A 25,641-nucleotide genomic window follows, 5' to 3' on the forward strand; every position below is an offset into this window, starting at 1 on the left:
TTAAAAGGAGAAGTTCATGTCCCGACTTTCTCAATGTTGGTTTGCTATTTTTATGCTGTTTTACCTGCTGTTTCTGAGGCAGGCGATGGCTGTGCCCTCTGTGTTTTATTGGCAACAAGCATCGCAGCAGGAAATTAACGTTATGTTAAACAAGCATCCTTATTCTGATGCCATTATTCAAAGGTTAGGCGAATTTGAAGCGCTCACTGGGATTAAAGTGCACTATGAGGTCACGTCAGAAGAAACCTATTTTGAAGACCTTAACGCATTATTGGCTAAGAATAAGGCTCCTGATGTGTTTATGACGGGGTCGTATCAACTCTGGGATTATGCGACCAAAGGTTATGTGCAGAGCTTAGATGATATTCTTCGAGATCGGCACTTAACTAACCCTCAATATGCATTAGAAGACTTTTTTGAGGGGGTTCTTAATGGTGATCGTTGGGATCTCGTACCAGGGCACCCTGTGGGAACGGGGAAGTTATGGGCACTACCACTTGGTTTTGAAGCGAACGTTATGATTTATAACAAGCGAGCTATCGAAATGGTCGGGGGAAACATACCGCAGACTTTTGCTGAGTTAATGACAACAGCGGCAAAGCTCAAAGGTTGGAATGGTGCTGGTTCTTATGGTGTAGCGGTGCGCGGAACGTTATCGTGGGCGACGATTCATCCCGGTTATATGACCGCATTCAGTAACTATGGTGCGCGGGATTTTGTGATCAGAAAGCAGCGTTTGGTTTCGCAGCTCGATTCTCCCAAGGCCATTGCGGTTACGCAGAAGTACACGGATTTAATTAAACAAAGTGGCCCTGAGGATTGGCAAAACTACACCTGGTATCAAGTAGCAAAAGATATAGGCTCAGGGAAAGCGGCGATTGCATTAGATGCGGACATTATTGGTTACTTCCAAAGTCATGATAGTGGGGCGATAGAGAGAGATAACCTCGGCTTTGCGCCCATTCCTGTTTTTGATAATGGTGTAAGTGGCGCTAATGAGTGGATTTGGTCGTTAGCGATGGCGAATGGGTCTCATCGTAAGCAAGCAGCATGGCTCTTTATGCAGTACTTTACTGGGAAGGAACACATGATGTGGGGGGCGACGCATGCCAATGTTGTTAACCCGGTTCGTAAATCAATTTGGGACAGTCCGCAATGGCAGTCAGCCATTAAGGAGCTAACGGGGTATGAAGATACCTTTCGAACTATTATCGATAATACGGAGATTAAATTTACTCCACAGCCACGGTTCTTTGAAACGACTACCGATTGGGCTGCTGCGTTGCAAGATATCGTGCTAAAAGGTGAGTCGGTAAAAGAGCGTATGCAAGAAGCCGCCGATACCATCAATCAAAAGATGTTGGATGTAGAAGTGCGATAGTATTTTCTGATATGTATAAAAAAGCCGCACTGATTTCATGCGGCTTTTTTATTAAGCTCAATAAAACAGGTGGTTAGACTGAAGACTTAAGTCATAAAGGTGATATATACACCGTTTATATGTACTTTTTTGCTAAAAAAATACATAAAAGCGCTCATTTTCTCATGGTGCGATTTCCTCAAGCGTTTCCGAATTGACGGTACGTATTATTGAGTGACCCTACTCATGAGGAATAACACTCTAATGTTTAATTACAATACTCTTATCTCTGTCGCCGCGTCTCTAGCGGGCCTCTTATTTGGTTTAGACATCGGACTGATTTCAGGTGCATTGCCTTTCATCACTAACGAGTGGAGCATTACCATTCATCAACAAGAGTGGATCGTCAGCACAATGATGCTCGGTGCCACATTAGGCTCAATTTCTAATAACTGGCTATCTGCGAGTCTTGGTCGAAAAAGGAGTTTAATGTGGGGGGGGATCATTTTTGCTATCGGTACGCTTGGTTGTACTTTCTCTAGCAATATTGATGTCATGCTGTTCTTTCGTGTGATTCAAGGTTTTGCGATTGGTATAGCGTCCTTTGCTGCTCCTCTTTATCTTTCTGAAATGTCGGATAAAGCGGTACGTGGTCGTCGAATTGCCACTTATCAATTGATGGTGACCGTTGGGATCTTGCTGGCGTTTCTGTCGGATACTTGGTTTGCGCAAACTGGCAACTGGCGCATGATGTTTGCAGTCCTGTTGATTCCGACTTTGGTGCTGGTGGCTGCGGTGTATTTTATGCCTCGTTCACCTCGTTGGTTAGCGTCTCGTGGTTATGTTCAAGAAGCGCAACAAGTATTACTTTCTTTGCGTATGGACGAACGTGCGGCAAGTTCTGAGTTCCAAGAAATTGTGGCTAGCTTGAAAGTGAAACAATCTGGCTTTGCGCTGTTTAAAGCGAATAAAAACTTTCGTCGCAGTGTCGGGTTGGGATTGGTTTTGCAATTTATGCAGCAATTTACCGGTATGAATATTTTGATGTACTACGCGCCTAAGATCTTTGAAATGGCGGGCTTTACGAGCAATATGGAGCAGATGTTTGGTACGGTTTTGGTTGGTGTCGCCTTTGTGGCAGCCACCTTCATTGCCATTGGTATGGCAGACAGTTGGGGCCGCAAGCCAGCATTAAAGATTGGTTTTACCGTAATGGGTATTGGCATGTTCTGCCTAGGCTTGCTGCTAAAATTTGTTCTAGCAGGAGAGGCGCCAGTTTACTTTTCTTACTTAGCTGTACTGACTTCTATCGTTTGTATCTGTGGTTACGCTATGAGCGCAGCACCTATGGTATGGGTATTGTGTTCAGAAGTTCAGCCGCTAAAAGGTCGCGATTTTGGTATCGCTTGTTCAACCACCATGAACTGGATTTCTAACATGGTGTTAGGCGCAACTTTCTTGTCACTTCTCAATGGTATTGGTACGGCACCAACTTTCTGGTTGTACGCGGTATTTAACATTGTGTTTGTGGCTGTGACGATTTTCTTTGTGCCTGAAACTAAGGGTGTGACACTCGAATCCATTGAAGCGAATTTAATGGCGGGTAAACCGTTACGTGATATTGGTATCCCTCATAGCGAGTTGGCAACCAATAAAACGTCATTAAGGTCGCGACATGCTCATTAATATACGTTAATCGCGGTGCGATGATAGATGAAAAAATAAAAGCCACGCTATTGATAGCGTGGCTTTTAAAATCAATGAATTAGAATTTCTTCTTAGTTCATGCCGTATTTTTTTAGTTTCTTACGAAGAGTACCGCGGTTGATACCCATCATTGTTGCTGCGCGAGTTTGGTTACCGCGAGTGTACTGCATGATGGTATCTAGTAGTGGCTGTTCAACTTCTGCTAGAACTAATTCGTAAAGTTCTGTTACTTCTTGACCGTTTAATTGAGCAAGATAGTTTTTAAGAGATGCTTTAACTGAATCACGTAGTGGTTTTTGCGTGATTTGGTCTTGTGAAGTTACTGTTGTTACTGTTAAAGCTTCTGAAGTCAGATTTTGTTCGAACATATTCGGTCTAGCTCTTCTCTTAATATTGTGCAACGTTATCAAAATAACCTTCGAGCGCCTCTAGTTGCAGCGGCGCTGACTCGATGGCGTTAAAGGTCCGGCGAAACTCAATTGCTTGTTCATGTTCTTTGAGATACCACCCTACGTGCTTGCGCGCGATACGGGGGCCAAGATACTCACCATAAAATTGGTGCAGAGCTTGTACATGACCAAGCATGATGTCCTTCACTTCCGAATGCGGGAGTTCTGGCATCGTTTTGCCGGTTTCCAAAAAGTGTCGGATTTCCTGAAAAATCCACGGGCGTCCTTGGGCTGGACGTCCAATCATTAAAGCGTCTGCACCGGTGTACTCCAGTACGTGCTTGGCCTTCTCCGGACTATCGATATCACCATTAGCGATAACCGGTATATTGATGGCTGCCTTGACCGCTTTAATGCTGTCATATTCCGCCTCACCTTTGTACATACAAGCGCGGGTTCTCCCATGAAGGGCCAGTGCTTGGATGCCGCAGTCTTCGGCTAGTTTAGCGATATAGATACAGTTTTTATTGTCTGTATCCCAGCCCGTTCTGGTTTTCAGTGTTACAGGAACATTGACTGCATTCACTACGGTTTCCAAGATATCTTTTATGATCTCTGGGTAACGAAGCAAAGCAGAACCAGCGAGCTTTTTATTCACTTTTTTTGCTGGGCAGCCCATGTTGATATCGATGATTTGCGCACCATTTTCAACACTAAATTGAGCCGCCTCGGCCATAAGCTGTGGGTCACTTCCAGCAATTTGCACTGAGCGAACGCCCGATTCGCCTTCATGCACCATGCGATTTTTTGACTTCGACGTTTTCCACAGTTCAGGATTAGAGGACATCATTTCACTGACGGCCATTCCTGCACCATAGCGTAGACACAACTCTCGAAACGGTCTGTCTGTAACTCCTGCCATAGGGGCAACGATGAGATTGTTCTTAAGTTGATAATTTCCGATTTTCAAAACGTCTTCACAGTTCTGTACCAGCAAGGGCGCGCATTTTACGCATTTTTTCACTGCGTGAAAAGACTAATATTTGAGCATTTACAAATTGTTTTTGTAATTTGTTGGTTTTTCAGTCAATTAGCGTACAAACCTTTCTCTAGCTGTGTTTGCGGCCAGTGATGCGACACCATTCTTGCATCTCAACAATTGGGTCGATATTCAATTCATCACGGTAGTAATTGGCAACATCTTCCGCTTGAGTGTCTAGCACACCAGACATGGCTAATTGACCGTTCGGTTTGATGAGGCTTTTAATGACAGGTGAAAGTTCACGTAGTGGGCCGGCAAGAATGTTCGCAACCACTACGTCTGCTACTAACCCTTCTGGTTGGTTTTGCGGCAGGTAAACTTCGATCTGATCTTCTACACCGTTACGTGCAGCATTGTCTTTTGATGCTTGTAGCGCTTGAGGGTCGATATCAATACCGATAACTTTGGCTGCACCCAATTTGATCGCGGCAATAGCGAGAATACCTGAACCACAACCAAAATCGATAACGGTTTTGCCTGACAGATCTAGGCTATCTAACCATTGCAGGCATAGAGCGGTTGTTGGGTGGGTACCTGTACCAAATGCTAAGCCTGGATCAAGCATAACGTTAACGGCATCAGGTTCTGGGATATCACGCCAGCTTGGACAAATCCATAAACGTTCACCAAACTTCATAGGATGGAAGTTGTCCATCCATTCGCGTTCCCAATCTTTATCTTCAATCTGTTCAACTTTATGTGCAAAGTCGTCTGCCAAAAGAGGGCTTGCTTGGATTTGAGCTAAAACTTGAGCTGTGTCGATCTCTGCATCGTAAAGTGCCAATACATCGGTGTCACCCCAAAGGCGGGTTTCCCCCGGTAGTGGTTCAAAAACAGGGGTATCTTTTGCATCTAAAAAAGTAACAGATAGCGCACCTGTTTCTTCCATTAGCATATCGCCAATGGCTTCGGCATTTTCGTTTGTAGCATTCAGCTTAATTTGAATCCAAGGCATCTCACATGACTCTCATTAGGAATTTAGGGGGCGAAGTTTATCAGATCCCCTGCGTGATGGCATCTTATCCACATCATGAGTGATGAAGAAAAGAAAACGGAGCCAATTGGCTCCGTTCTATTTCAAAGTGTTAGGTGGTTTCAGGTGCCACCATTTTGTTGCTTTTCGGTTTTAGTAGACTGCCGATAACAAACACAATGAGGCTGATGATTTGGGTGGGCACAATTGGATGCACTCCACCGAGATCGGGTTTTAGCCAGCTCAGTAAAATGAAGGTGACAAGGCCAACGACCATCGAACTTGATGCTCCAGCTGCCGAGGCTTTTTTCCAGTAAAGACCCAAGACCAGTGGCCAAAGAAAAGCCGCTTGTAGAGCACCAAAGGCCATTAAGTTGAGCCAAATGATCATATCCGGTGGGTTGGTGGCCGCACAAAAAACCAAAAGGGCAAAGATAGCGGTAACCCAAAGTGATAGACGGTTCAAACGACGTTCGCCGTCTGCTCTCTCGACCACTTGTGGATTGATGTAGTTGATGTACAAATCTTTAAGTAGTGTTGCCGATGCTTGAATCAGTTGTGAGTCGATGGTTGACATAATAGCCGCCATTGGCCCTGCTAAGAAAATCCCTGCTACGACAGGAGGGAGTACGGTCATCATTAGTGTTGGCATAATTTGGTCTGGACTACCAACTTCTGGCACGATGGCTCGGCCAAGAGCGCCTGCTAGTGAAGTACCTAACATCAATAGTGCGACCACTATGGTGCCAATGATCATGCCCTTATGCACAGAGCGGCTATCGCGATAAGACATGCAGCGTACCGCCGCGTGGGGAAGGCCAATCACACCAAAACAGACCAAAACCCAGAAACTTAAAATGAACGGTTGGCTGATAAAGTGATTAGGGCCATAAGGCGTTACGAGTGATGGGTCAATATCATGCAGTTTGGTGACCAATTCTCCGACACTGCCGCCAACATGAATTACGCCCCACAGCAGTGCGACAGTACCAATTAACATCATGATACCTTGTACTGCATCGGTTAAGACTACGGCTCTAAAGCCGCCAATTGTGGTGTATAAACCCACGGTAAAGGCGAAGATAAACAGCCCTTGTTGGTAAGGTAGGCCTGTGACTGTTTGGAGTAAACGAGCTCCTCCCACAAACTGAACTACCATGGTGCCAAAGAAGGCGAGCAGTAGAGACAGTGATGCCAGAATCACCACGGGACGGCTTTTAAAGCGAGCGTAAAGGATGTCGTTTACGGTAACAGCGTTGTGACGACGAGCTTCAATAGCGAATTTTTTGCCGAGAACTCCTAGGGTAAGCCACGCGACAGGCAATTGGATCATGGTAAGTAAAACCCATCCCAGCCCCATTTTGTAAGCCGCGCCCGGGCCGCCAATAAAACTACTGGCACTGGCGTAAGTGGCGGAAAGGGTCATGGCAAGCACAAAACCACCCATGCTGCGTCCGCCAACAAAATATTCATTTAAAAAGTGATTTTTGCTTTTGAAACGTCGAGTAAACGCCGCCAAAGCAAAGACCGCTATAAGGTATATTACGAGAGGAATGAGCAGTTCGCTATTCATGATTGTCCTCATCCGCAGCGATATCCAATGGTACGTCTTTGTAAAATACTTTCACCATAACGATACATAAGATGGTGAAAAGCAGTGGGCCGATAATGCACGAAAGCAGGAACCATAAAGGAAAGCCCCAATACAGTGTGGGCATGGTGTGATTGTCTGTTGTAGGAGACAAACCGTAGGCGGTGGCATACCACCAGAGGAAATACAGGACAGCAAGAGCGAAAGCCAAGAAGGCTTCTTTATGCGCCTGACGATAGATGTCAGTGAGCTTAGACATGCAATCTCCCTTGTTTATTTTCATAAATGAAACGTTATATAAATGAAAAGGCCACCCGTAGGTGACCTTTCGTATTTAAAGAAGCGACTGGCTGATTATTGCAGACCCAGTTTTTTCTCCAAATAGTGGATGTTGGTACCGCCATTCTGGAAGTTTTCATCCAGCATGATCGATTGTTGTAGAGGAACGTTAGTTTTAATCCCTTCAACAATCATCTCGTTAAGTGCGTTACGCATACGAGCGATAGCGACATCGCGGTTTTCACCGTAAGTGATCAGTTTGCCGATCATTGAATCGTAGTATGCAGGAACGGTATAACCAGAGTAGATGTGCGATTCCCAACGAACGCCCATGCCACCAGGAGCATGGAACATGTCGATTTTGCCAGGGCATGGCAGGAAGCGCTCAGGATCTTCCGCGTTAATACGGCATTCCATTGCATGGCCACGAATCTTAATATCATCTTGAGTAAATGACAAAGGTTGACCCGCTGCGATACGCAACTGCTCTTTGATGATATCGACGCCAGTGACCATTTCAGTTACTGGGTGCTCAACTTGAACACGGGTGTTCATTTCGATGAAGTAGAATTCGCCGTTTTCGTATAGGAACTCAAAAGTACCTGCACCGCGGTAGCCGATTTCTAGACATGCACGAGTACAACGTTCACCGATGTACTTACGCATTTCTTCAGTGATACCCGGTGCTGGAGCTTCTTCAACCACTTTTTGGTGACGACGTTGCATAGAACAGTCACGTTCACCTAGGTGAATTGCGCCGCCTTGGCCATCAGCCAAAACTTGAACTTCAACGTGACGAGGGTTTTCAAGGTATTTCTCCATGTAAACGATGTCGTTGTTGAATGCTGCTTTCGCTTCTGCACGAGTCATTGCAATCGAGTTGATGAGTTCAGCTTCAGAGCGAACTACACGCATACCACGACCGCCGCCGCCACCTGATGCTTTGATGATGACAGGATAGCCGATACGCTTAGCGTGAGCTTTGTTTTTCGCTTCATCGTTATCTAGTGGACCGTCTGAACCTGGTACACAAGGCACGCCTGCTTTTTTCATTGCAGTGATTGCTGACACTTTATCACCCATCATGCGGATGGTTTCCGCTTTAGGGCCGATAAAGATAAAGCCAGATTGTTCCACTTGCTCTGCAAAGTCTGCGTTTTCAGATAGGAAACCGTAGCCAGGGTGAATCGCCACTGCGCCTGTTACTTCTGCAGCAGAAATGAGGCGAGGGATGTTCAGGTAGCTGTCGATACTGCGAGCAGGACCGATACAGATAGTTTCGTCGGCCAGTAGAACGTGTTTCAAATCACGGTCAGCTGTTGAGTGAACAGCAACGGTTTTGATGCCGAGTTCTTTACAGGCGCGAAGGATACGAAGCGCAATTTCGCCTCGGTTCGCGATGACAATTTTGTCTAACATGATTTCAGCTCCACTTATTCGATGATAACAAGTGGTTGATCAAATTCTACAGGTTGACCGTCTTCAACTAGGATAGCTTTTACTACACCAGCTTTGTCTGCTTCGATTTGGTTCATCATTTTCATCGCTTCAACGATACATAGAGTATCGCCAACGTTTACACTTTGACCAACTTCAACGAATGCTTTAGCGTCTGGGCTAGGAGAGCCGTAGAACGTGCCAACCATTGGAGAAAGTACTTTGTGACCCGCTGGTTCTTGAGAAGCTGGAGCCGCTGCTGGAGCAGATGCCGCTACTGGAGCCGCTGGAGCTGGAGCTGCTACTGGAGCAGGTGCCGCAGCATATTGAATAGGTGCAGCAACTTGTGCAGGGCTATTACGGCTGATACGTACCGATTCTTCGCCTTCAGAGATTTCTAGCTCAGCAATGCCAGACTCTTCAACTAGTTCGATAAGCTTCTTGATTTTACGAATATCCATTGTTTCTTTCTCTTTTATCTGTGAATAAGACAGCCCCACAAGGGACTGCAGAGTGATTTATTTCTTCGTCTGCAGGTAATTTAGCGCTGCCGACAAAGCGAATTGATAACCTTGTGCGCCTAAGCCACAAATCACACCTTGTGCTTTATCTGACAAGTAAGAGTGATGGCGGAATGGCTCTCGCGCATGAATGTTTGACAAGTGCACTTCAATAAACGGGATAGCTACACCAAGTAAGGCATCACGTAGCGCTACACTTGTATGGGTAAATGCTGCTGGGTTAATGACGATAAAATCTACTTTCCCGTACGCTTGGTGAATCGCTTCTACCAATTCATATTCACGGTTAGACTGAAGGTGCTCCAGCTCAATGCCTGCGTTTATTGCTTGTTCACGTAACGTCGTTACGATTTGTTCTAACGTTTGTGAGCCATAGTGTGCTGGTTCACGTAAACCTAATAAATTTAGGTTTGGTCCATTGAGAACAAGAATGCGTGATTTTGCAGTCATTGTGCGGTTATCTTCCTTTATAGTAGATGAAATCGAAAACGTACCCTCATCATAGTGCATTTGACGCCAAATATTTGTCAAAATTCCGCTGATTTTTAAAATTGACCAAGATTATAGCTAATTCACAACAAATGGCAGCAATTTACTGGTCTAATCAGCTAGTTTTATTTGTTAAATGGGGAAATGAACACCGTACTGATTGTGAGGGTACTGCGGAGTTGAGTGTTTTCTCATTGCACTTTAATACTATTGTTCATAATCGAGAAGAGTAAAGCCAATAAAAAACTCCGATTACTGGGTATTCGGAGTTTTTATGCGATCGATATAACTTTATTGATGAATTAATAAATTAAGTTTACTGAGTGTATTTAGCTTTCTCAGTGATTAAGCGATCGACAACGCTTGGGTCGGCAAGTGTGGAGGTATCACCGAGATTACCTGTGTCACCCGTGGCAATTTTACGCAGTATGCGACGCATGATTTTTCCTGAGCGAGTTTTGGGTAATGCGTCTGTCCAATGTAAAACATCTGGGGTCGCGATTGGACCAATCTCTTTTCTTACCCAGTCTTTCACTTCTTTGTGTAGTTGAGCATCGGGGTAAACTCCGTCATTGAGAGTGATGTAGGCATAAATGGCTTGGCCTTTAATGTCGTGGGGAACTCCGACTACCGCCGCTTCTGCAATTTTATCAAAGGCAACAAGAGCTGATTCGATTTCGGCCGTTCCCATACGGTGACCGGAAACGTTGAGTACGTCATCTACTCGCCCTGTAATCCAAAAGTAACCGTCTTCATCTCGTCTTGCGCCATCGCCAGTAAAGTACATGCCTTTAAAGGTCGAAAAGTAGGTTTGTTCAAAACGTTCATGATCGCCATATACTGTGCGCATTTGTCCTGGCCATGAGTCAGTAATAACTAAGTTACCCTCTGTAGCACCTTCTAGTAGGTTTCCTTCGTTATCAACTAGTGCTGGCTGTACACCAAAAAAAGGACGAGTTGCTGAGCCGGGTTTTAACTCTGTGGCACCCGGTAGAGGAGTGATCAAAATTCCCCCGGTTTCAGTTTGCCACCATGTATCAACGATAGGGGAGTTCTCATTACCAATGGTTTTGTAGTACCACGTCCATGCTTCTGGGTTGATAGGCTCTCCGACTGAGCCCATGATGCGTAGGCTTGAACGAGAAGTGCCTTTCACCGCCTCGTCCCCTTTAGCCATCAAGGCTCGAATGGCGGTCGGTGCGGTGTAGAGTAAGGTGACTTGATGTTTATCGACTACTTCGCTCATACGACTGGTTGATGGATAATTTGGTACACCTTCAAACAAAATCGTTTTTGCCCCGTTAGATAGCGGGCCGTAAATTAAATAGGTATGTCCGGTAATCCACCCCACATCGGCGGTACACCAGAACACATCATCAGGCTGATAATCAAAGACATACTTAAAAGTCATGGTGGCATAAACCAGATAGCCCCCGGTGGTGTGCAATACGCCTTTAGGTTTACCCGTTGAACCAGAGGTATACAAGATGAAGAGTGGATCTTCTGCGTTCATTGGTTCTGGTGGGCATTGGTCGCTGACTTTAGCTATTGCGTCATGCCACCAAACATCGCGACTACTATCCCAAGCAACTTCTCCTCCTGTGCGTTGAAATACAATCACACTTTTTACGCCGTTGACACTGGGGTTGGCCAGGGCTTCATCGACATTTTTCTTGAGTGGGACAGGGCGGCCAGCACGAATGCCTTCATCGGCGGTGACCACGATTTTTGCGTTGGAGTCGACGATACGGCCCGCCAGCGCTTCGGGAGAGAAGCCTCCGAATACGACAGTATGCACTGCTCCTATTCGGGTACAGGCGAGCATGGCGACTGCCGCTTCGGGGACCATTGGCATGTATAGGCAAACCACATCGCCTTTTTTTACCCCTTGATCTTTGAGTGCATTAGCAAAACGACAAACACTCTGATGAAGCTGAGAGAAAGTGATCTTGTCATCTTGTGTTGGATCGTCGCCTTCCCAAATGATCGCGACATCATCACCATGATCTGCGAGATGGCGGTCTAGGCAGTTAGCAGAGACGTTCAGTTGTCCATCATCAAACCAGCGTATATCTACATGGCCGGTATCGAATGAGGTGTGTTTGACTCGAGTATAAGGTTTTATCCAATCAACAATTTTTCCATGTTCAGCCCAGAAGGCATCTGGGTTATTCACAGATTGCTGATACATGTTTAAGTAGGTTTCATTATCGGCATGGGTGTGCGCTTTTATTGTGCTTTTGACCGGATAAACGTGCGATTCACTCATTATCTTTCTCCTTGTGAAATCGTCAAATTTCCTTGTGGGCGTAGGTGTAACAGAAAATTTGTTCTGCCTATAACCTTTAGTCACGGGCCTCGAATACACAATTAGACTTTAGGAGTAAGCAAGGAAAAGAATGAGCATGGAAAATATCAACTTAAAGCATCAATTCAGCTTTAGGCTAAGGTAAGGTGAGCTTGCTGTCTTTAGTCGAAGGCTATCTTATTGAAATGTCGAAAGAGAGAGTGAGTTCACATCGTTATCTATGATGCTGTGGGGATTTTAACGATGGTAAATCACCATGAGTTAAGCGCACAAAAATCAGTGCGGCAGCGATAGCGTCTTGTAAAGCGTCGTGCTTGTCCTGAAGCGGTAGATCTAGGTGGCGACAAATGGCATCAAGGCTGAGATCGATATACGCATTGGGGAGCTGTTTCTCGAGTTGCTCTTGGTAAAGTTGGCTTACTTCAATTAGAGGATTGGGAAGAGGAAACCCCAGTTGTTTACGACAAGCAATATCAAGAATTTTTTTATCGTAGCGAATGTGATAGCCAACTAATGGACGGTTACCAATAAAGGCGAGAAGCTGCTGGAGTGCCTCTTTTTCGTTGAGTCCGTCGTGGAGGTCTTGATGACGGAGTTGATGTATTTTTACGGAAGCTGAATCAAGTGAGTGAGGTGCGGCTAAACGGATATCAAAAGGCTGGCTAAGTAATACTCTGTTGTCATTGATTTTAACCGCTGCGATGCTCACAAGATCTGCTCGCTCAGGATCAAGGCTGGTGGTCTCGCAGTCGAGCGAGACAAACTCTTGTTTCGATGGGGCATCAAATAGGTATTGATAGGCAGAACCTTCTAATTTATAAGACCATAAATGTCTAAGTAGCCAGTTCATTGGGTATACCTTCTAGTCACGAATTTGATAGTGATAAGCGAGCCACTGCTTGAATTTTTTCACCACATGCAGACTATGACGTAGCAGGTCTCGTTCAGCACGGTCGAGCTCTCTTACATTTAATTGGTTGATGTTTTGATGGTGTTTCAGTTGTTGAGCTAAACGCAGTTTGAAAAACAGCTTTAATGCTTCTGAAAGGTTTTCGGCTGTTTGTTTATCTAGAACACATTTTTGTTGCAGTGCGCTAATGCGTTCAAACGTATTGGTAACCGATATTCCATATTCCAAGCTGAGGGTTCGAATGCCATGCACTACCGGGAAAATACCGCCTTGTTTGATATCTAAACCGCTTTTGTCTTGTTTCACTTGCCCAAATAACGTTAACGGCGATGAGAATGCGAGTGCTGGACGTGCAAAGTCGGCCAGTAGGGCTTCTTGATGAAGTGTAAGCCGATTTAAGGTGTGTTTTAAAGAAGCCATAAGAGCGGCATCGCCTGCAACACAGTGGGCATCAGCAACAATTGCCAATCGCATCAGTTCTTCTGCATTGCGACTTTGGCACCACTGCTGAAGAGTGTTATCCCAATCCTGCTGAGATTTTACCCATTGACTGTTTTTTACCATTACGCCACCGGGGCAAAGTGGGTAGCCTAGGTCTAATAGGGTTTGGGTTATTTGTTGCATGGTTTGTTCATAGTCGGGCCAATCGGCATGATTGGCGATGATCAGCGCGTTATCTTGATCGGTCTTGAGGATCTGTTCATGTCGGCCTTCTGAGCCGAGTACCATTAAACAGCACTGTTTTTGGCGTTCAGGTGGTACGAGCAAAGAGAAGGCTTTCTCCATAATCTGTTCATTGACTGCGGAGATAAGCTCCATGATAAAACGAGTTCTTACCCCTCGATTGTATAAGCTTTCCACTAACACACGTTGTTTGTTCGCTGCTTCTGCAAGGGCTTCTAGGTTATCTGCTCGCGCGATGGCTAAGGTAATGATATGAGAGTGAGTTGAGAAGATACTCAGAATTTGAGTCATGTCCAACATCCCAACGGCACTGCCGTTGTGTGTCACCATTAAGCGCTTCACTTTTCTTCGGGTCATTTGCACCATTGCATCAAAAAGGTAATCACCTTGCTCGACGGCAAGAACTGGCGTTGTTGCGATAGACCCAATTGGGCTAGTGAGGTCTTGGTGTTGTATGACCAAGGCATGCAGCAAATTGGTTTGAGTGATAATGGCGTAGCTCGCGCTCGTATTGTGTGCGGATTCTTTTGTCTCTGGTGACAGTAGTACTAAAGCACAATCGACAGCGCGTTCTGTCATGGCAAGTGTCGCTTCTTCTATGGTTGTGTTAGGTCGCAGTTGGAGTGCGGGTTGGATAATGGAGCTGTCTACTTTGGTTAGAATAAATTCGGCGATATTTTTTTGTTGATGTGCTTTTTCTAATAAGGCGCGTCTGGTGACAAGGCTGGTATTAAAGTAGGACGCGAACTCTTCATTTTGTTGGTAAAACTGTAAAAATATTGCCTTAGGCAGCAAATAGGTGAGGGTGTCTTCCAACGCGACATAGCGGTGTTTTGATAGTGGCTCAAATAGGGCTCGAACATCAAACAAATCCTCTTGAGTGTAATGAGCGTAAATTTCTCCGCTTTCCGCTGATTTTTCCTCAACCAATCCTTTAATCACAATATACAGTGAGTGACTGGGTTGCTGGGCTTCAACCACGACTTGGTGACGACGAAAATAAGCGATATCTAAGGCGTTACGTAGTGTTTTTTGCTCACCCGTGGTTAAGCAAGCAAAAGGTGGGGACTGCATATCAAATTTTTCTGGCATGGTGATATCGTCCGAACAGAACTGGGTATCAGTAAGTGTGGCGGGTTTATCTATCTGCTCCAGACGACTTTGGTCTAATCATCTGAGCTTGAGTTTGTTTGACTGCTTGTCCGGAGAGGATTCCTAAATGGACACAATAAGTTGAGGAATCATCACTTTAGATAACACCTTGTTAGCGGCATAATAAATGCCCGTCACCTCTTTGAGACAAGGACCGCTATTTTGAAAACTTCTCCCTATGGATGGATATCCCAATATTTATTCGGCTTCTTTTTTGCGTACGGAGTTTATTTGCCATTTTGGGCACTGTGGTTCTCTTCGCAGGGCATTCCAACCGAAGATATTGGGACATTAGTCGGAATAGGGTTTGCAACTCGATGTTTGTCTAACTTGGTGATTACCCCTCGAGTACATAAAGTCGAATTTTTTCTTCCTGTCTTAAGGTGGCTTGCTTTTGGCGGGATGATTGCGGTTTCGCTCCATTTTACTGCGGGTGGCAGTTTTTGGTTAATGGCGTTAATGACGGTGTTGTTCAATATATGTATGGGGCCGATGATGCCGCTGCCAGATGCGATGGCCAATTATTATGCTAAGCAAAACATGCTCGATTACGGTTCGACTCGGGTATGGGGGTCGATCTCCTTTATCGTGGGGTCGACCTTGGTGGGATACCTTGCTTCTCGCTATGGAAGTCATTGGATTCTCTATGTCGGATTGGGCGGTTTCGTGGCAACTTGGCTGATGAGTTTGAGAATACCTAACCCATTACCTGTGTCTCTTAGTGAAGAAACGAAAAAGGCACGCCCCAAACTGTTTGCGTTGCTTCGTGAATGGTCGGTCGTGAAATTTCTATTGTTGGTTGCGCTTATTCAAGGCAGCCATGCGGCTTACTACAGTGTGGGATCGTTGTATTGGAAAGAGTCTGGTTATTCAGAAAATATTATTGGTTATTTGTGGAGTTTGGGGGTCGTTGCTGAAGTGTTGTTGTTTGCTTTAAGTAAACGACTTTTCTCGGGATTTAGTGTTCGTACACTTTTTTACGTATCCGCGATTGCGGTCTTTGTTCGTTGGGGGATTACCGCAACTACGACCGCATTGATTCCTTTGGTTGTTGTGCAACTTTTGCATAGTTTGACTTATGCTCTGGCTCATTTAGCGGCCATTCGCTACATCCAATTTGCCAATCAGAGTCGGATGGTCGCCTTACAAGCGCTATATAATGCCATCGCACAAGGGGCGAGCATTGCGATTATGACGTCATTTAGTGGGTGGGGATTCTCCCATTGGGGCGCGAATGTGTTTTGGGTGATGGCGGCGATGGGGATTGGCGCTTTATTTATTCGTTTAGATATACCGCGCTCGCAAATTAGAGGATCTAACTCATCGAAAGAGTCTGCTGTCGCACAGAAATCACTCTCATAGATTGAGAGATAAAAATATCCTCGGTTTAATGAAAGCCTCTTCTACTCTTAGAAGAGGCTTTCTTTTTAACTATCGGTTTTCTCGGGATTTGTTTGTTCATCTGATTAACCTAAATGTGAGAATGGAACGAGACAGGATGTGATATGCAAGATTGGTTGGTGATTCCAGTATCATTGCTGTATCTCGGTACGCTATTTTTGATTGCGTGGTATGGCGACCGTCAAACTCGTTGGTTGGCGAATTGGCGCCCATGGGTGTATAGCCTGTCTATTTCTGTTTACTGCACATCGTGGACATTTTATGGCACTGTTGGGCAAGCCAGTGTGAATCCGTGGTCTTTTCTTCCCATTTATGTTGCACCTATATTGGTATTTGTGTTTGGTTGGCGTGTGATAGCCAGACTGATTTTGATCGCAAAGCGTGAACACATTACTTCCATTGCGGATTTTATCGGTGCCCGATACGGAAAATCACAGGGGCTATCCGTAGTGATAACCTTGATTGCTGTGGTGGGCATCCTTCCCTATATTGCGCTGCAGCTTCGTGCCATTACTACTGGGTTAAATGTGGTGGCTCCCAACCTATTTTCGCTATTGGACTATGACAGTACAAACGTTTCATGGTTTGTGGTTTTGGCCTTGGCGTTATTTACCATGCTATTTGGTACACGACAGGTAGATAACACGGAACATCACCGTGGCATGATGATGGCTGTAGCTTTTGAATCAGTGGTAAAACTGGTGTGTTTTCTCTGTGTGGGGATTTTTATTTGTTACCTTTCATGGAAAACACCGAACTTTTCTATGAGTGAGATTGCAGCACAACATTATCAGTCGCCTAATTGGCCAACGTTGATCATTCATTTGTTGATGACAATGGTTGCTGTGATTTGTTTACCTCGGCAATTTCACACGACAGTGGTGGAGAATGAACAAGGGCAAGATTTACATACCGCACGTTGGATGTTCCCATGTTATTTAATGTTAATGGCACTATTTGTTCTGCCTATTGCTTGGGTTGGGCAGGGAATGCTAGGTTGGATTTCTCCAGATACCTACATGATTAGTATCCCTAAATTTGTAGGCGCAGACACCATAGCACTGCTTGCCTTTTTAGGGGGTACCTCTGCTGCTTCTGGCATGGTTATCGTATCTACCATCGCACTAGCTATAATGGTGTCGAATGATTTAGTGATGCCATTAATGTTAAGACGCATGCGCTTGAGTCAGCGTAATCACCGCCATATCGCCAATGTGTTGGCAAATGTCCGTCGTACGCTGATTTTTCTCCTGCTCATAGGTGCATGGCTTTTTTACCAAGTACTCGATGTTATTCCTTCTTTGTCTGCGATTGGCTTTCTTTCCTTTGCGGCTGTCACTCAGTTTGCTCCAGCACTGTTGGGTGGAATGTATTGGCGTGAGGGAAACCGAAAAGGGGTTTATTCTGGCTTAGCGATCGGTTTTACGGTGTGGTTGCTTACGCTGATGAGCGCTTCGGGGTTGTTAGCCGGTGATGCTGACAATAATGTGCTTATTTGGGTCATTACACCGCCTCTATGGTTACAAAATATAGGTGTTGCTGTAGCAGATTGGGGAATGTTGCTCAGTATCATTTTGAATACGCTTTGTTATGCAACGGTTTCTCTGCTTACTCGTTCTAGTTTAAGTGAACGATTGCAATCGGCAGCTTTTGTCGGTACGCCTCTACCAGATAATGACAATATGAGCATTTACCAAAGCCGTGTGACGGTAAATGAGCTTGAAATGCTGGCATCACGTTTTGTGGGAAGAGCGCGAGTAAGAACGGCATTTAATCAATATTGGAACGCTCAGGGTGATACTTTGTTGCCTGGTCAGCAGGCTCCTGCTTCATTGATTCGTCATACTGAGAGAGTGTTAGCTGGCGTATTTGGTGCCTCATCTGCCAAATTGGTTCTGACCTCTGCGTTGCAAGGTCGCAATATGTATTTGGAAGATGTCGCCACGATTGTTGATGAAGCTTCGGAATTGTATGATTTTAGCCGTGGGTTGCTGCAAGGTGCAATTGAGCATATTAGTCAAGGTTTGGCTGTTGTTGATAAACATTTGCGGCTGGTGGCGTGGAATCAACGCTATTTGGAACTGTTTAACTTTCCACCCGGATTAGTTCAAGTTGGTCGACCTATCGAAAACATTATTCGTCACAACGCTCAGCAAGGATTATGTGGCCCTGGTGATGTTGAAGAGCATGTTGAAAAACGCTTACGTCATTTAGAAAAAGGTACCGCTCATACTTCGGCGCGAGAAAGGCCAGATGGACGTGTTATTGAAGTGCAAGGTAATCCGATGCCTGGCGGTGGTTTTGTGATGAGTTTTAACGACATTACCGCGTTTCGTAGCGTTGAACAGAGTTTGAAAGAAGCGAATGAACATCTAGAAGAGCGTGTTTTGCAACGAACTCATCAATTGGAAACACTTAACCGTCAATTGGTTACTGCGACTCAGCGTTCAGAGCATGAATCGCAATCTAAATCGCGTTTTTTAGCGGCGGTGAGCCACGATTTAATGCAACCTCTCAATGCGGCTCGGCTTTTTTCTTCATCACTGGGTGAGCTTACTTTAGACGCAGAAACAAAACGTTTGGCACATCATATCGAAAGTGCTTTGGGGGCTGCTGAAGATCTCATTGGCGATTTACTCGATATATCACGCTTGGAATCGGGTAAGTTGGAGGTCTATCCGCAATCTTTTGCGGTTGGCGATATCCTTGATAATCTAGCGGCAGAGTTTCGTGCGTTAGCGAAGCTGCAGCAAATTGAATTTCATATGGTACCTTCTTCTCTTTACATTGTGTCGGATGTCAAATTGTTGCGCCGGGTAATTCAAAACTTCCTCACCAATGCCTTTCGTTACTGCTCCAAAGGCAAGGTGGTACTTGGCGTTCGTCATGAGCATGATAGTGTGCGCGTTGAAGTTTGGGACAATGGTGTTGGTATCGAAGAAGAGAAGCAGCAGGAAATTTTTGAGGAGTTTACACGTGGCTCTCAAGTTCGGTCCGATCAAGGTTTAGGGCTAGGATTGGCTATCTCTAAAGGCATTGCTCAAGTATTGGGGCATGAAATTTCAATGCGCTCTTGGCCGGGGAAAGGCAGTGTATTTTCTGTTTCTATTCCTCGAGCGCAACGACCGGTTACAGCGATGATATATTCTCCACCTAGCGAGGCTGCGCACGATGCAACTCAATTAAAGGTGTTGTGTGTTGATAATGAGGAGAGCATCTTACTCGGTATGAGAGAGTTACTTGAGCGTTGGGGATGCGATGTCAAAACGTCGACCGATTTGGTGTCAAGTTTACAGGTGATTGATGATGGATGGCTGCCGGAAGTTATTTTGTCGGATTATCGTCTTGAACAGGGTAGAACGGGACTGGAAGTATTGCAGCAATTTCGTTTACGAATGAGAAGTGAGTTTATTGGTGTGATCATCAGTGCTGACCGAACGGCAGAAATTGTTGATGCAGTGAAATCTAATGGCTTTCGCTTTTTACCTAAGCCAGTTAAGCCGCTTAAGTTACGTGCTATGTTACAGCAGTAATAGTAACGCCCTCAAAGAGGGCGTTAACATAGATTAGATTTCTCAATGATGTTACTTCGCGATAACGGTCAGAGGCCAGCCGATATCTGTTTGACGGTTCGCTTCTAGCTCGAGTTCGGTACGAGTTAATGGGTTGTTGTTTAACCATTGGGCATCAAGAGTCAATGTGAGGACATCACCATTTGCTTCGAGTTTGAATTCTGGCTCGAGTTCTGTATGACGACGGTGGCTAAGCAGCACAGCTAAACGTAATAAACGCAGAATACGTTTGGCACTTGTGCCAGATAGTGCATGCTGCTCTGGTAGTGAGGTTAGCTGTTCCCGATACCGTCTTGCCAGTTCGCCAAGGTAGTATTTTTGCGCGCGAGTATAACCAGGCAAATCTAGATTTTGTAATAGATACGCACTGTGTTCGCCACCTTTTTTAAAATCAATACTCAAACCTATTTCATGCAGTTGCGCTGCACTGCATAGCAGCATCTCTGCTTGGCTCTCTTCGACCCATTCGCTACTGCCACATTGTTGCAGTAGCTTACTTGCAAGATCTGCCACCTGTTGGGCATAAGATTGATCGATTTGGTAGCGACGTTGAATGCTGCGAAGTGTTCGCGCGCGAATGTCGTCTTGACGTAACCCTTCGACCATCTCATACACGAGACCTTCACGTAAAGCGCCACCAGCTAATGTCATCTCTTCGATATGGAATGATTCGAAAATCGCGATGAGAATGGATAACCCACTTGGGAATACCAATGCACGTTCGAGAGTTAATCCTTCGATTTCCAACTCTTCAAGGTGAGCCGACATCATGGCTTGTTTTTGCAACCGTTGCAGTTTTGGTAATGTAATGATTTCGTCCATCCCCTGAGCCAGCATGATTTCTTGTAATGCCTGAACGGTGCCACTGGCTCCAACACAAACATTCCAACCCAGTTCACAATACTGTTTTAAAATCGGCTCAAGGGTCTGTTTTGCGGCTGCAATCGCATTATTGAAGTTCGTCGTGTTGAGCTGACGATCTTTAAAGTGCCGTTCTAACCAAGTGACACACCCCATTTTTAAGCTGGTGAGTGCTTTGGCCTCAAATCCTTCACCTATGATGAACTCTGTACTTGCTCCACCAATATCAACGACTAAACGACGCCCCATTCCTCCCGAAGTATGCGCGACACCTTTGTAAATGGTGGCGGCTTCTTCTTCTCCGGGGATTACTTCAATAGGGTGTCCGAGGATCTGATTAGCTTTAACAAGAAACTCATTAACGTTGTTTGCTGTACGCAATGTTGCGGTTCCAACGATGCGGATATTCTCTTTGGGAATATCTTGAAGTCGCTCGGCAAATAGGCTCAAACAGTCCCAGCCGCGCTGCATCGCTTCTAGACTTAATACGTTATTTTCATCAAGCCCAGCGGCTAAGCGTACTTTACGCTTAATTTTTGCCATCGTTTGCACACTGCCATCAATGTGACGGACCACCAACATATGGAAGCTGTTGGAGCCTAAATCGATGGCTGCGTATAGTGGAGAAGATACATCGTGACTCATAGGTGAATTACGAATCCTTGTTCTGATTATGATGTGAACGACGTTGTGGTTTACGTTTACCAGAATGACGAGAACCACCCGTGTTGGTGCGACGTTGTTGCTGGTTTTTACGCATCACGATCGGTTTTGGTAAATCAGTTAATAGCGCTGTGGCATCGTACTCTGATACAGGAATTGCGTGTTCAATATACTCTTCAATACCTGGTAGATTGATTGCGTATTGCTCACAAGCAAAACTGATGGAATTACCGCTTTCGCCTGCGCGACCGGTACGACCAATACGGTGAACGTAGTCCTCACTATCGTCGGGTAAGTCGTAGTTGAAGACGTGAGTTACCTGTGGAATATGTAAACCACGAGCTGCCACGTCAGTTGCTACCAAAATGTCCAATTCGCCGCGAGTGAATTCTTCAAGAATGCGCTCACGTTTTTTCTGAGGTACATCACCGGTTAGCAAACCTACACGGTGTTTGTCTGCGGCAAGATGGCCCCAAATTTTCTCACATTGGTGTTTGGTGTTAGCAAAAATAATCGCACGATCAGGCCACTCTTCTTCAATAAGAGTTTGTAATAGCGACATTTTGTGTTCGTTTGATGGATAGAACAACTCTTCCTTAATACGAGCACCAGTTTTTTGCGATGGTTCCACCACCACATGTTCAGGGGTGTTCATGTGTTCAAAGGCCAGTTCTTGCACTCGGTATGACAGAGTGGCTGAAAATAGCATGTTGAGACGATCTTTCGGTTCCGGCATACGACGGAAAAGGAAACGAATGTCTTTAATGAAACCTAGGTCAAACATACGGTCTGCTTCATCTAATACAACCGCTTGAATGTTGTTTAGATTAAACACACGTTGTTTGTAAAAATCGATGATACGACCTGTGGTGCCGATCAGAATATCGACGCCTTCTTGCAGTTTAGATAACTGTTTGTCGTAGCTTTCGCCGCCATAAGCAAGCGCTGCTTTGAGTCCTGTGCTCTCAATAAGACATTCTGCATCATGAAAAATTTGGATCGCCAATTCACGAGTCGGAGCCATAATAATGGCACGAGGTTGTGTTGGTTGACGACCTTCATGTGCAGGTGTCACGAGTAAATGGTTAAAAGTAGCAGTAAGAAACGCAAGCGTTTTACCAGTCCCTGTTTGGGCTTGGCCTGCAATGTCTTGGCCGGCGAGCAGTACCGGCAACGCCATAGCCTGAATTGGGGTGCAATATTCGAACCCTTTTTTATTCAGTCCATCAATGACTTGCGGGTGTAAACCGAAGTCGGCGAATTTTTGCTCTGTGATATGCGTCTTTTTCATAGCTATAGAATATCAGCCTAGGCTTGCAATATGGAAGTAAATACATTCCAATAGAGCATCTATTTACTGGTTAGTATGCAACCAGTTCAGAAAAACACAGTGGAGTGGAAGATGAGTGATAAATTTTTGCAGCTAACAGATGATAGTTTTGAAGCTGATGTAATCAATGCTGCAGGCCCTGTTCTTGTTGATTTTTGGGCAGAATGGTGTGGTCCTTGTAAAATGATTGCTCCTATTCTTGATGAAATCGCAGAAGAATATGAAGGCAAGCTCACTATCGGTAAACTAAACATCGACCAAAACGCAGGTACACCACCTAAATATGGTATTCGTGGTATTCCAACGCTTCTTTTGTTTAAAGATGGTAGTGTTGCTGCAACAAAAGTAGGTGCATTGTCGAAGACTCAACTTAAAGAATTCTTAGACGCAAACCTATAATTCGCATTTACATAAACCGTACATAGAAATATGTGCGGTTTGTTTTTTGAAAAAAACAATTTCTAGACTAGGCTAAGTTTTAGTGCTAGTTTATCGCACGTTAATTAAACAAGTGTTCACTTCTTGGTCAATCCTGAGACCAAATCCTTCTTACTTAACTAGAAAACAGATCCTATTTTGACTAAACAAGTATCCACCACAATGAATCTAACTGAATTGAAGAACAGACCAGTGTCTGATCTTGTGAAACTTGGTGAAAGCCTAGGCCTTGAGAATCTAGCACGCCTGAGAAAACAAGATATCATCTTCTCCATCCTTAAAGCGCACGCAAAAAGTGGTGAAGATATCTTTGGCGACGGGGTGCTGGAAATTCTGCAAGACGGTTTTGGTTTCCTACGCAGCGCAGACAGCTCATATCTGGCAGGTCCAGACGATATTTACGTGTCTCCAAGCCAAATTCGCCGCTTTAACTTGCGTACAGGCGATTCAATCGCCGGGAAAATCCGTCCACCAAAAGAAGGTGAGCGTTACTTTGCACTTCTAAAAGTGAACACGGTTAACGACGATAAGCCTGATAATGCCCGTAATAAAATCCTATTTGAAAACTTAACTCCGCTACATGCCAACGAACGTATGGTTATGGAACGTGGTAACGGTTCAACAGAGGATATTACGGCACGTGTTCTCGATTTAGCTGCTCCAATTGGTAAAGGTCAACGTGGTCTTATCGTTGCTCCACCAAAAGCAGGTAAAACGATGTTGCTACAAAACATCGCTCAAAGTATTGCTTACAACCACCCAGAATGTGAATTGATGGTTCTTCTTATCGATGAACGTCCAGAAGAAGTAACAGAGATGCAGCGTCTTGTTAAAGGCGAAGTGGTTGCTTCTACGTTTGATGAACCGGCTTCTCGTCACGTACAAGTGGCTGAAATGGTTATCGAGAAAGCAAAACGTCTTGTTGAACACAAAAAAGACGTGGTTATCTTGCTTGACTCTATCACTCGTCTTGCTCGTGCATACAACACTGTCGTGCCTTCATCAGGTAAAGTCCTGACCGGTGGTGTGGATGCCAATGCGTTACATCGTCCAAAACGTTTCTTCGGTGCTGCTCGTAATGTTGAAGAGGGTGGTAGCTTAACTATCATCGCTACAGCACTAGTTGATACCGGTTCTAAAATGGATGAAGTGATTTACGAAGAGTTCAAAGGTACAGGTAACATGGAACTGCACTTGAACCGTAAGATTGCTGAGAAACGTGTTTTCCCTGCGATTGACTTCAACCGTTCTGGTACTCGTCGCGAAGAGTTGCTAACTAAGACTGACGAGCTACAGAAAATGTGGATTTTGCGTAAGATTGTTCATCCTATGGGTGAAACTGATGCAATGGAATTCCTCATTGATAAATTGGCGATGACCAAAACCAACGACGAATTCTTCGACGCGATGCGTCGTCAATAAGTCTGATTGGCAGAAAAACACCACCTTTTAGGGTGGTGTTTTTGTTTGCATTCTTGTTAGTGCTTGCCCACAATTAATAAGAATGAAAATAAGGATTAATTATGCAACAAGGATTGTTGTACTCGTTTCTTTTATCGCTAGCGCTCTACACAGGTTCGGTCTCTGCCGTAGATATGTCGACGACTGAACAACAGAAATTACTGCAGGATGTTACCCTACAGCATAAAGTTGAACAGTTATATGACTACGCGATTCAAGACAATATTGATGCACTGAGTTTTGCGCTTCAAAGGTTGGCTTTACCCCAGCAAGAAGCCGCCCGTTTTTTGCTATTCCAAAAAATAGAGCAGCAGAACTTGTCGCTTTCTTCTTTATTGGTTGATTTTGTTCAACTGCAGAATCGCATTTTACCTGTCTATCAGATAACAGAGAAAGGTGATGGGTATGAGTTCTCTGTTCCTGCCTTCAACTACTCATCCATTGGTCTACGCTTGTTAAAGCATTGGAAACGAGATCAGCGTGCAGTTGATTTTGTTTTGAAGGCGGAGATGAAAGATCTCAATTTGAAACAGTGGTTGTCTGGCCCCAATCGTATTTCCCATGAAAAATTGTTGATTGAAGATTTGGATAAACTGTCGGTTGCTGCTATCCAAGGCTTGGTTGATCAACTTACGTCTGTGAAGGTGACAAGTTGGTTGCCTTCTTCAGCGGTTATGGTTCGTTTGGCGCAAATTAGTCACAATCAAGACATATATAAATTGTTATGGTTAATGCGATCTGACAGTGCTATTGAAGCTGAACTAGAGCGTTTATCTAGCCGTAAAGATCCATTCGCTATTTCACAATTGATGCTGGCAGCACAAAATCCTCGTCTGAAGGATCTGGCAATACGGGCTTTGGCCCAGGTGGATCCCATGAGTGATGAAGTAAAACAGTTCTTAGTGGACCGGTTGTCTGATGACAACGATGTAGTGAGCGTCGCGAGAACCTTGGTTGAGCATGGACGACAAAATTGGCTACAAGAATTATTAGATTCGAATAAGCATGTGAAAGCCACAGCTATTATGCAGGCGTTGAATCGTTAGATAGCATAAAAGCCCTCTTTGGAAGAG

The 25,641-nt window shown here is 44.9% G+C and carries 20 protein-coding genes; 7 read left to right on the plus strand and 13 right to left on the minus strand.

What is annotated here, in order from left to right; all coding sequences use genetic code 11:
• Positions 1 to 16 precede the first annotated feature (16 nt).
• Together JCM16456_RS01070 and JCM16456_RS01075 are read left to right on the plus strand one after the other, a co-directional pair.
• A complete protein-coding gene (locus JCM16456_RS01070; protein ID WP_068711641.1) occupies positions 17 to 1,381 on the plus strand; it encodes an ABC transporter substrate-binding protein in 1,365 nt (454 codons plus the stop codon).
• Between the two features lie 243 nt (positions 1,382 to 1,624).
• Positions 1,625 to 3,046, plus strand: coding sequence for a sugar porter family MFS transporter (locus JCM16456_RS01075; RefSeq protein WP_197655208.1), 1,422 nt, complete (start codon positions 1,625 to 1,627; stop codon positions 3,044 to 3,046).
• Between the two features lie 92 nt (positions 3,047 to 3,138).
• Here JCM16456_RS01075 and fis read toward each other — a convergent pair whose 3' ends face one another.
• From fis to JCM16456_RS01130, 11 genes are all read right to left on the minus strand, one after another.
• Positions 3,139 to 3,435 (minus strand): DNA-binding transcriptional regulator Fis, encoded by a 297-nt coding sequence (fis, locus tag JCM16456_RS01080; RefSeq protein WP_000462885.1) that lies wholly within the window; start codon positions 3,433 to 3,435, stop codon positions 3,139 to 3,141.
• Between the two features lie 19 nt (positions 3,436 to 3,454).
• Complete coding sequence (dusB, locus tag JCM16456_RS01085) at positions 3,455 to 4,426, minus strand: tRNA dihydrouridine synthase DusB (protein WP_068715829.1); 972 nt, start codon at positions 4,424 to 4,426, stop codon at positions 3,455 to 3,457.
• A gap of 139 nt (positions 4,427 to 4,565) precedes the next feature.
• On the minus strand, positions 4,566 to 5,453 hold the full coding sequence (prmA, locus tag JCM16456_RS01090; RefSeq protein WP_068711645.1) for a 50S ribosomal protein L11 methyltransferase: 888 nt from the start codon (positions 5,451 to 5,453) through the stop codon (positions 4,566 to 4,568).
• A gap of 130 nt (positions 5,454 to 5,583) precedes the next feature.
• On the minus strand, positions 5,584 to 7,044 hold the full coding sequence (gene panF, locus JCM16456_RS01095; RefSeq protein WP_068711647.1) for a sodium/pantothenate symporter: 1,461 nt from the start codon (positions 7,042 to 7,044) through the stop codon (positions 5,584 to 5,586).
• The gene (locus JCM16456_RS01100) at positions 7,037 to 7,321 is read right to left on the minus strand and encodes a YhdT family protein (protein WP_068711649.1); all 285 of its coding nucleotides are present in this window, start codon (positions 7,319 to 7,321) and stop codon (positions 7,037 to 7,039) included. The genes panF and JCM16456_RS01100 overlap by 8 nt, the downstream gene beginning before the upstream one ends.
• Before the next feature lie 95 nt (positions 7,322 to 7,416).
• The gene (accC, locus tag JCM16456_RS01105) at positions 7,417 to 8,760 is read right to left on the minus strand and encodes an acetyl-CoA carboxylase biotin carboxylase subunit (RefSeq protein WP_068711651.1); all 1,344 of its coding nucleotides are present in this window, start codon (positions 8,758 to 8,760) and stop codon (positions 7,417 to 7,419) included.
• A gap of 14 nt (positions 8,761 to 8,774) precedes the next feature.
• Entirely contained in the window at positions 8,775 to 9,239 is a 465-nt protein-coding gene (gene accB / locus JCM16456_RS01110) for an acetyl-CoA carboxylase biotin carboxyl carrier protein (RefSeq protein WP_068711653.1), read from the minus strand.
• A 57-nt stretch (positions 9,240 to 9,296) separates the two neighbouring features.
• A complete protein-coding gene (gene aroQ / locus JCM16456_RS01115) occupies positions 9,297 to 9,749 on the minus strand; it encodes a type II 3-dehydroquinate dehydratase (RefSeq protein WP_068711654.1) in 453 nt (150 codons plus the stop codon).
• Positions 9,750 to 10,104: 355 nt separating this feature from the next.
• A complete protein-coding gene (gene acs, locus JCM16456_RS01120) occupies positions 10,105 to 12,057 on the minus strand; it encodes an acetate--CoA ligase (RefSeq protein ID WP_068711657.1) in 1,953 nt (650 codons plus the stop codon).
• Positions 12,058 to 12,310: 253 nt separating this feature from the next.
• A complete protein-coding gene (locus JCM16456_RS01125; protein ID WP_068711659.1) occupies positions 12,311 to 12,946 on the minus strand; it encodes a 3'-5' exonuclease in 636 nt (211 codons plus the stop codon).
• Positions 12,947 to 12,958: 12 nt separating this feature from the next.
• Entirely contained in the window at positions 12,959 to 14,782 is a 1,824-nt protein-coding gene (locus JCM16456_RS01130) for a DUF294 nucleotidyltransferase-like domain-containing protein (protein ID WP_068711661.1), read from the minus strand.
• 219 nt (positions 14,783 to 15,001) lie between these two features.
• Between JCM16456_RS01130 and JCM16456_RS01135 the strand changes: the two genes are divergently transcribed.
• Both JCM16456_RS01135 and JCM16456_RS01140 read left to right on the plus strand, forming a co-directional pair.
• Complete coding sequence (locus JCM16456_RS01135; protein ID WP_068711663.1) at positions 15,002 to 16,204, plus strand: 3-phenylpropionate MFS transporter; 1,203 nt, start codon at positions 15,002 to 15,004, stop codon at positions 16,202 to 16,204.
• Between the two features lie 143 nt (positions 16,205 to 16,347).
• Positions 16,348 to 19,776 carry a hybrid sensor histidine kinase/response regulator gene (locus tag JCM16456_RS01140; RefSeq protein ID WP_068711665.1) on the plus strand — a complete coding sequence of 1,143 codons (3,429 nt, stop codon included), beginning with the start codon at positions 16,348 to 16,350 and terminating at the stop codon, positions 19,774 to 19,776.
• A gap of 51 nt (positions 19,777 to 19,827) precedes the next feature.
• On the opposite strand, the gene gppA is transcribed toward JCM16456_RS01140, so the two are convergent.
• A complete protein-coding gene (gene gppA, locus JCM16456_RS01145) occupies positions 19,828 to 21,321 on the minus strand; it encodes a guanosine-5'-triphosphate,3'-diphosphate diphosphatase (protein ID WP_068711667.1) in 1,494 nt (497 codons plus the stop codon).
• Positions 21,322 to 21,328: 7 nt separating this feature from the next.
• Positions 21,329 to 22,630, minus strand: a complete 1,302-nt coding sequence (gene rhlB, locus JCM16456_RS01150) for an ATP-dependent RNA helicase RhlB (protein WP_068711669.1) — start codon at positions 22,628 to 22,630, stop codon at positions 21,329 to 21,331.
• Between the two features lie 111 nt (positions 22,631 to 22,741).
• Between rhlB and trxA the strand changes: the two genes are divergently transcribed.
• The 3 genes from trxA (at position 22,742) to JCM16456_RS01165 (ending at position 25,614) form a co-directional block, all read left to right on the plus strand.
• Entirely contained in the window at positions 22,742 to 23,068 is a 327-nt protein-coding gene (gene trxA / locus JCM16456_RS01155; RefSeq protein WP_068711671.1) for a thioredoxin TrxA, read from the plus strand.
• Between the two features lie 201 nt (positions 23,069 to 23,269).
• A complete protein-coding gene (rho, locus tag JCM16456_RS01160; protein WP_068711673.1) occupies positions 23,270 to 24,529 on the plus strand; it encodes a transcription termination factor Rho in 1,260 nt (419 codons plus the stop codon).
• Between the two features lie 101 nt (positions 24,530 to 24,630).
• Positions 24,631 to 25,614, plus strand: a complete 984-nt coding sequence (locus JCM16456_RS01165; RefSeq protein ID WP_068711675.1) for a HEAT repeat domain-containing protein — start codon at positions 24,631 to 24,633, stop codon at positions 25,612 to 25,614.
• The last annotated feature ends 27 nt before the right edge of the window (positions 25,615 to 25,641 follow it).

Source organism: Vibrio tritonius (genome assembly GCF_001547935.1).
Taxonomy (GTDB): Bacteria; Pseudomonadota; Gammaproteobacteria; order Enterobacterales; family Vibrionaceae; genus Vibrio; species Vibrio tritonius.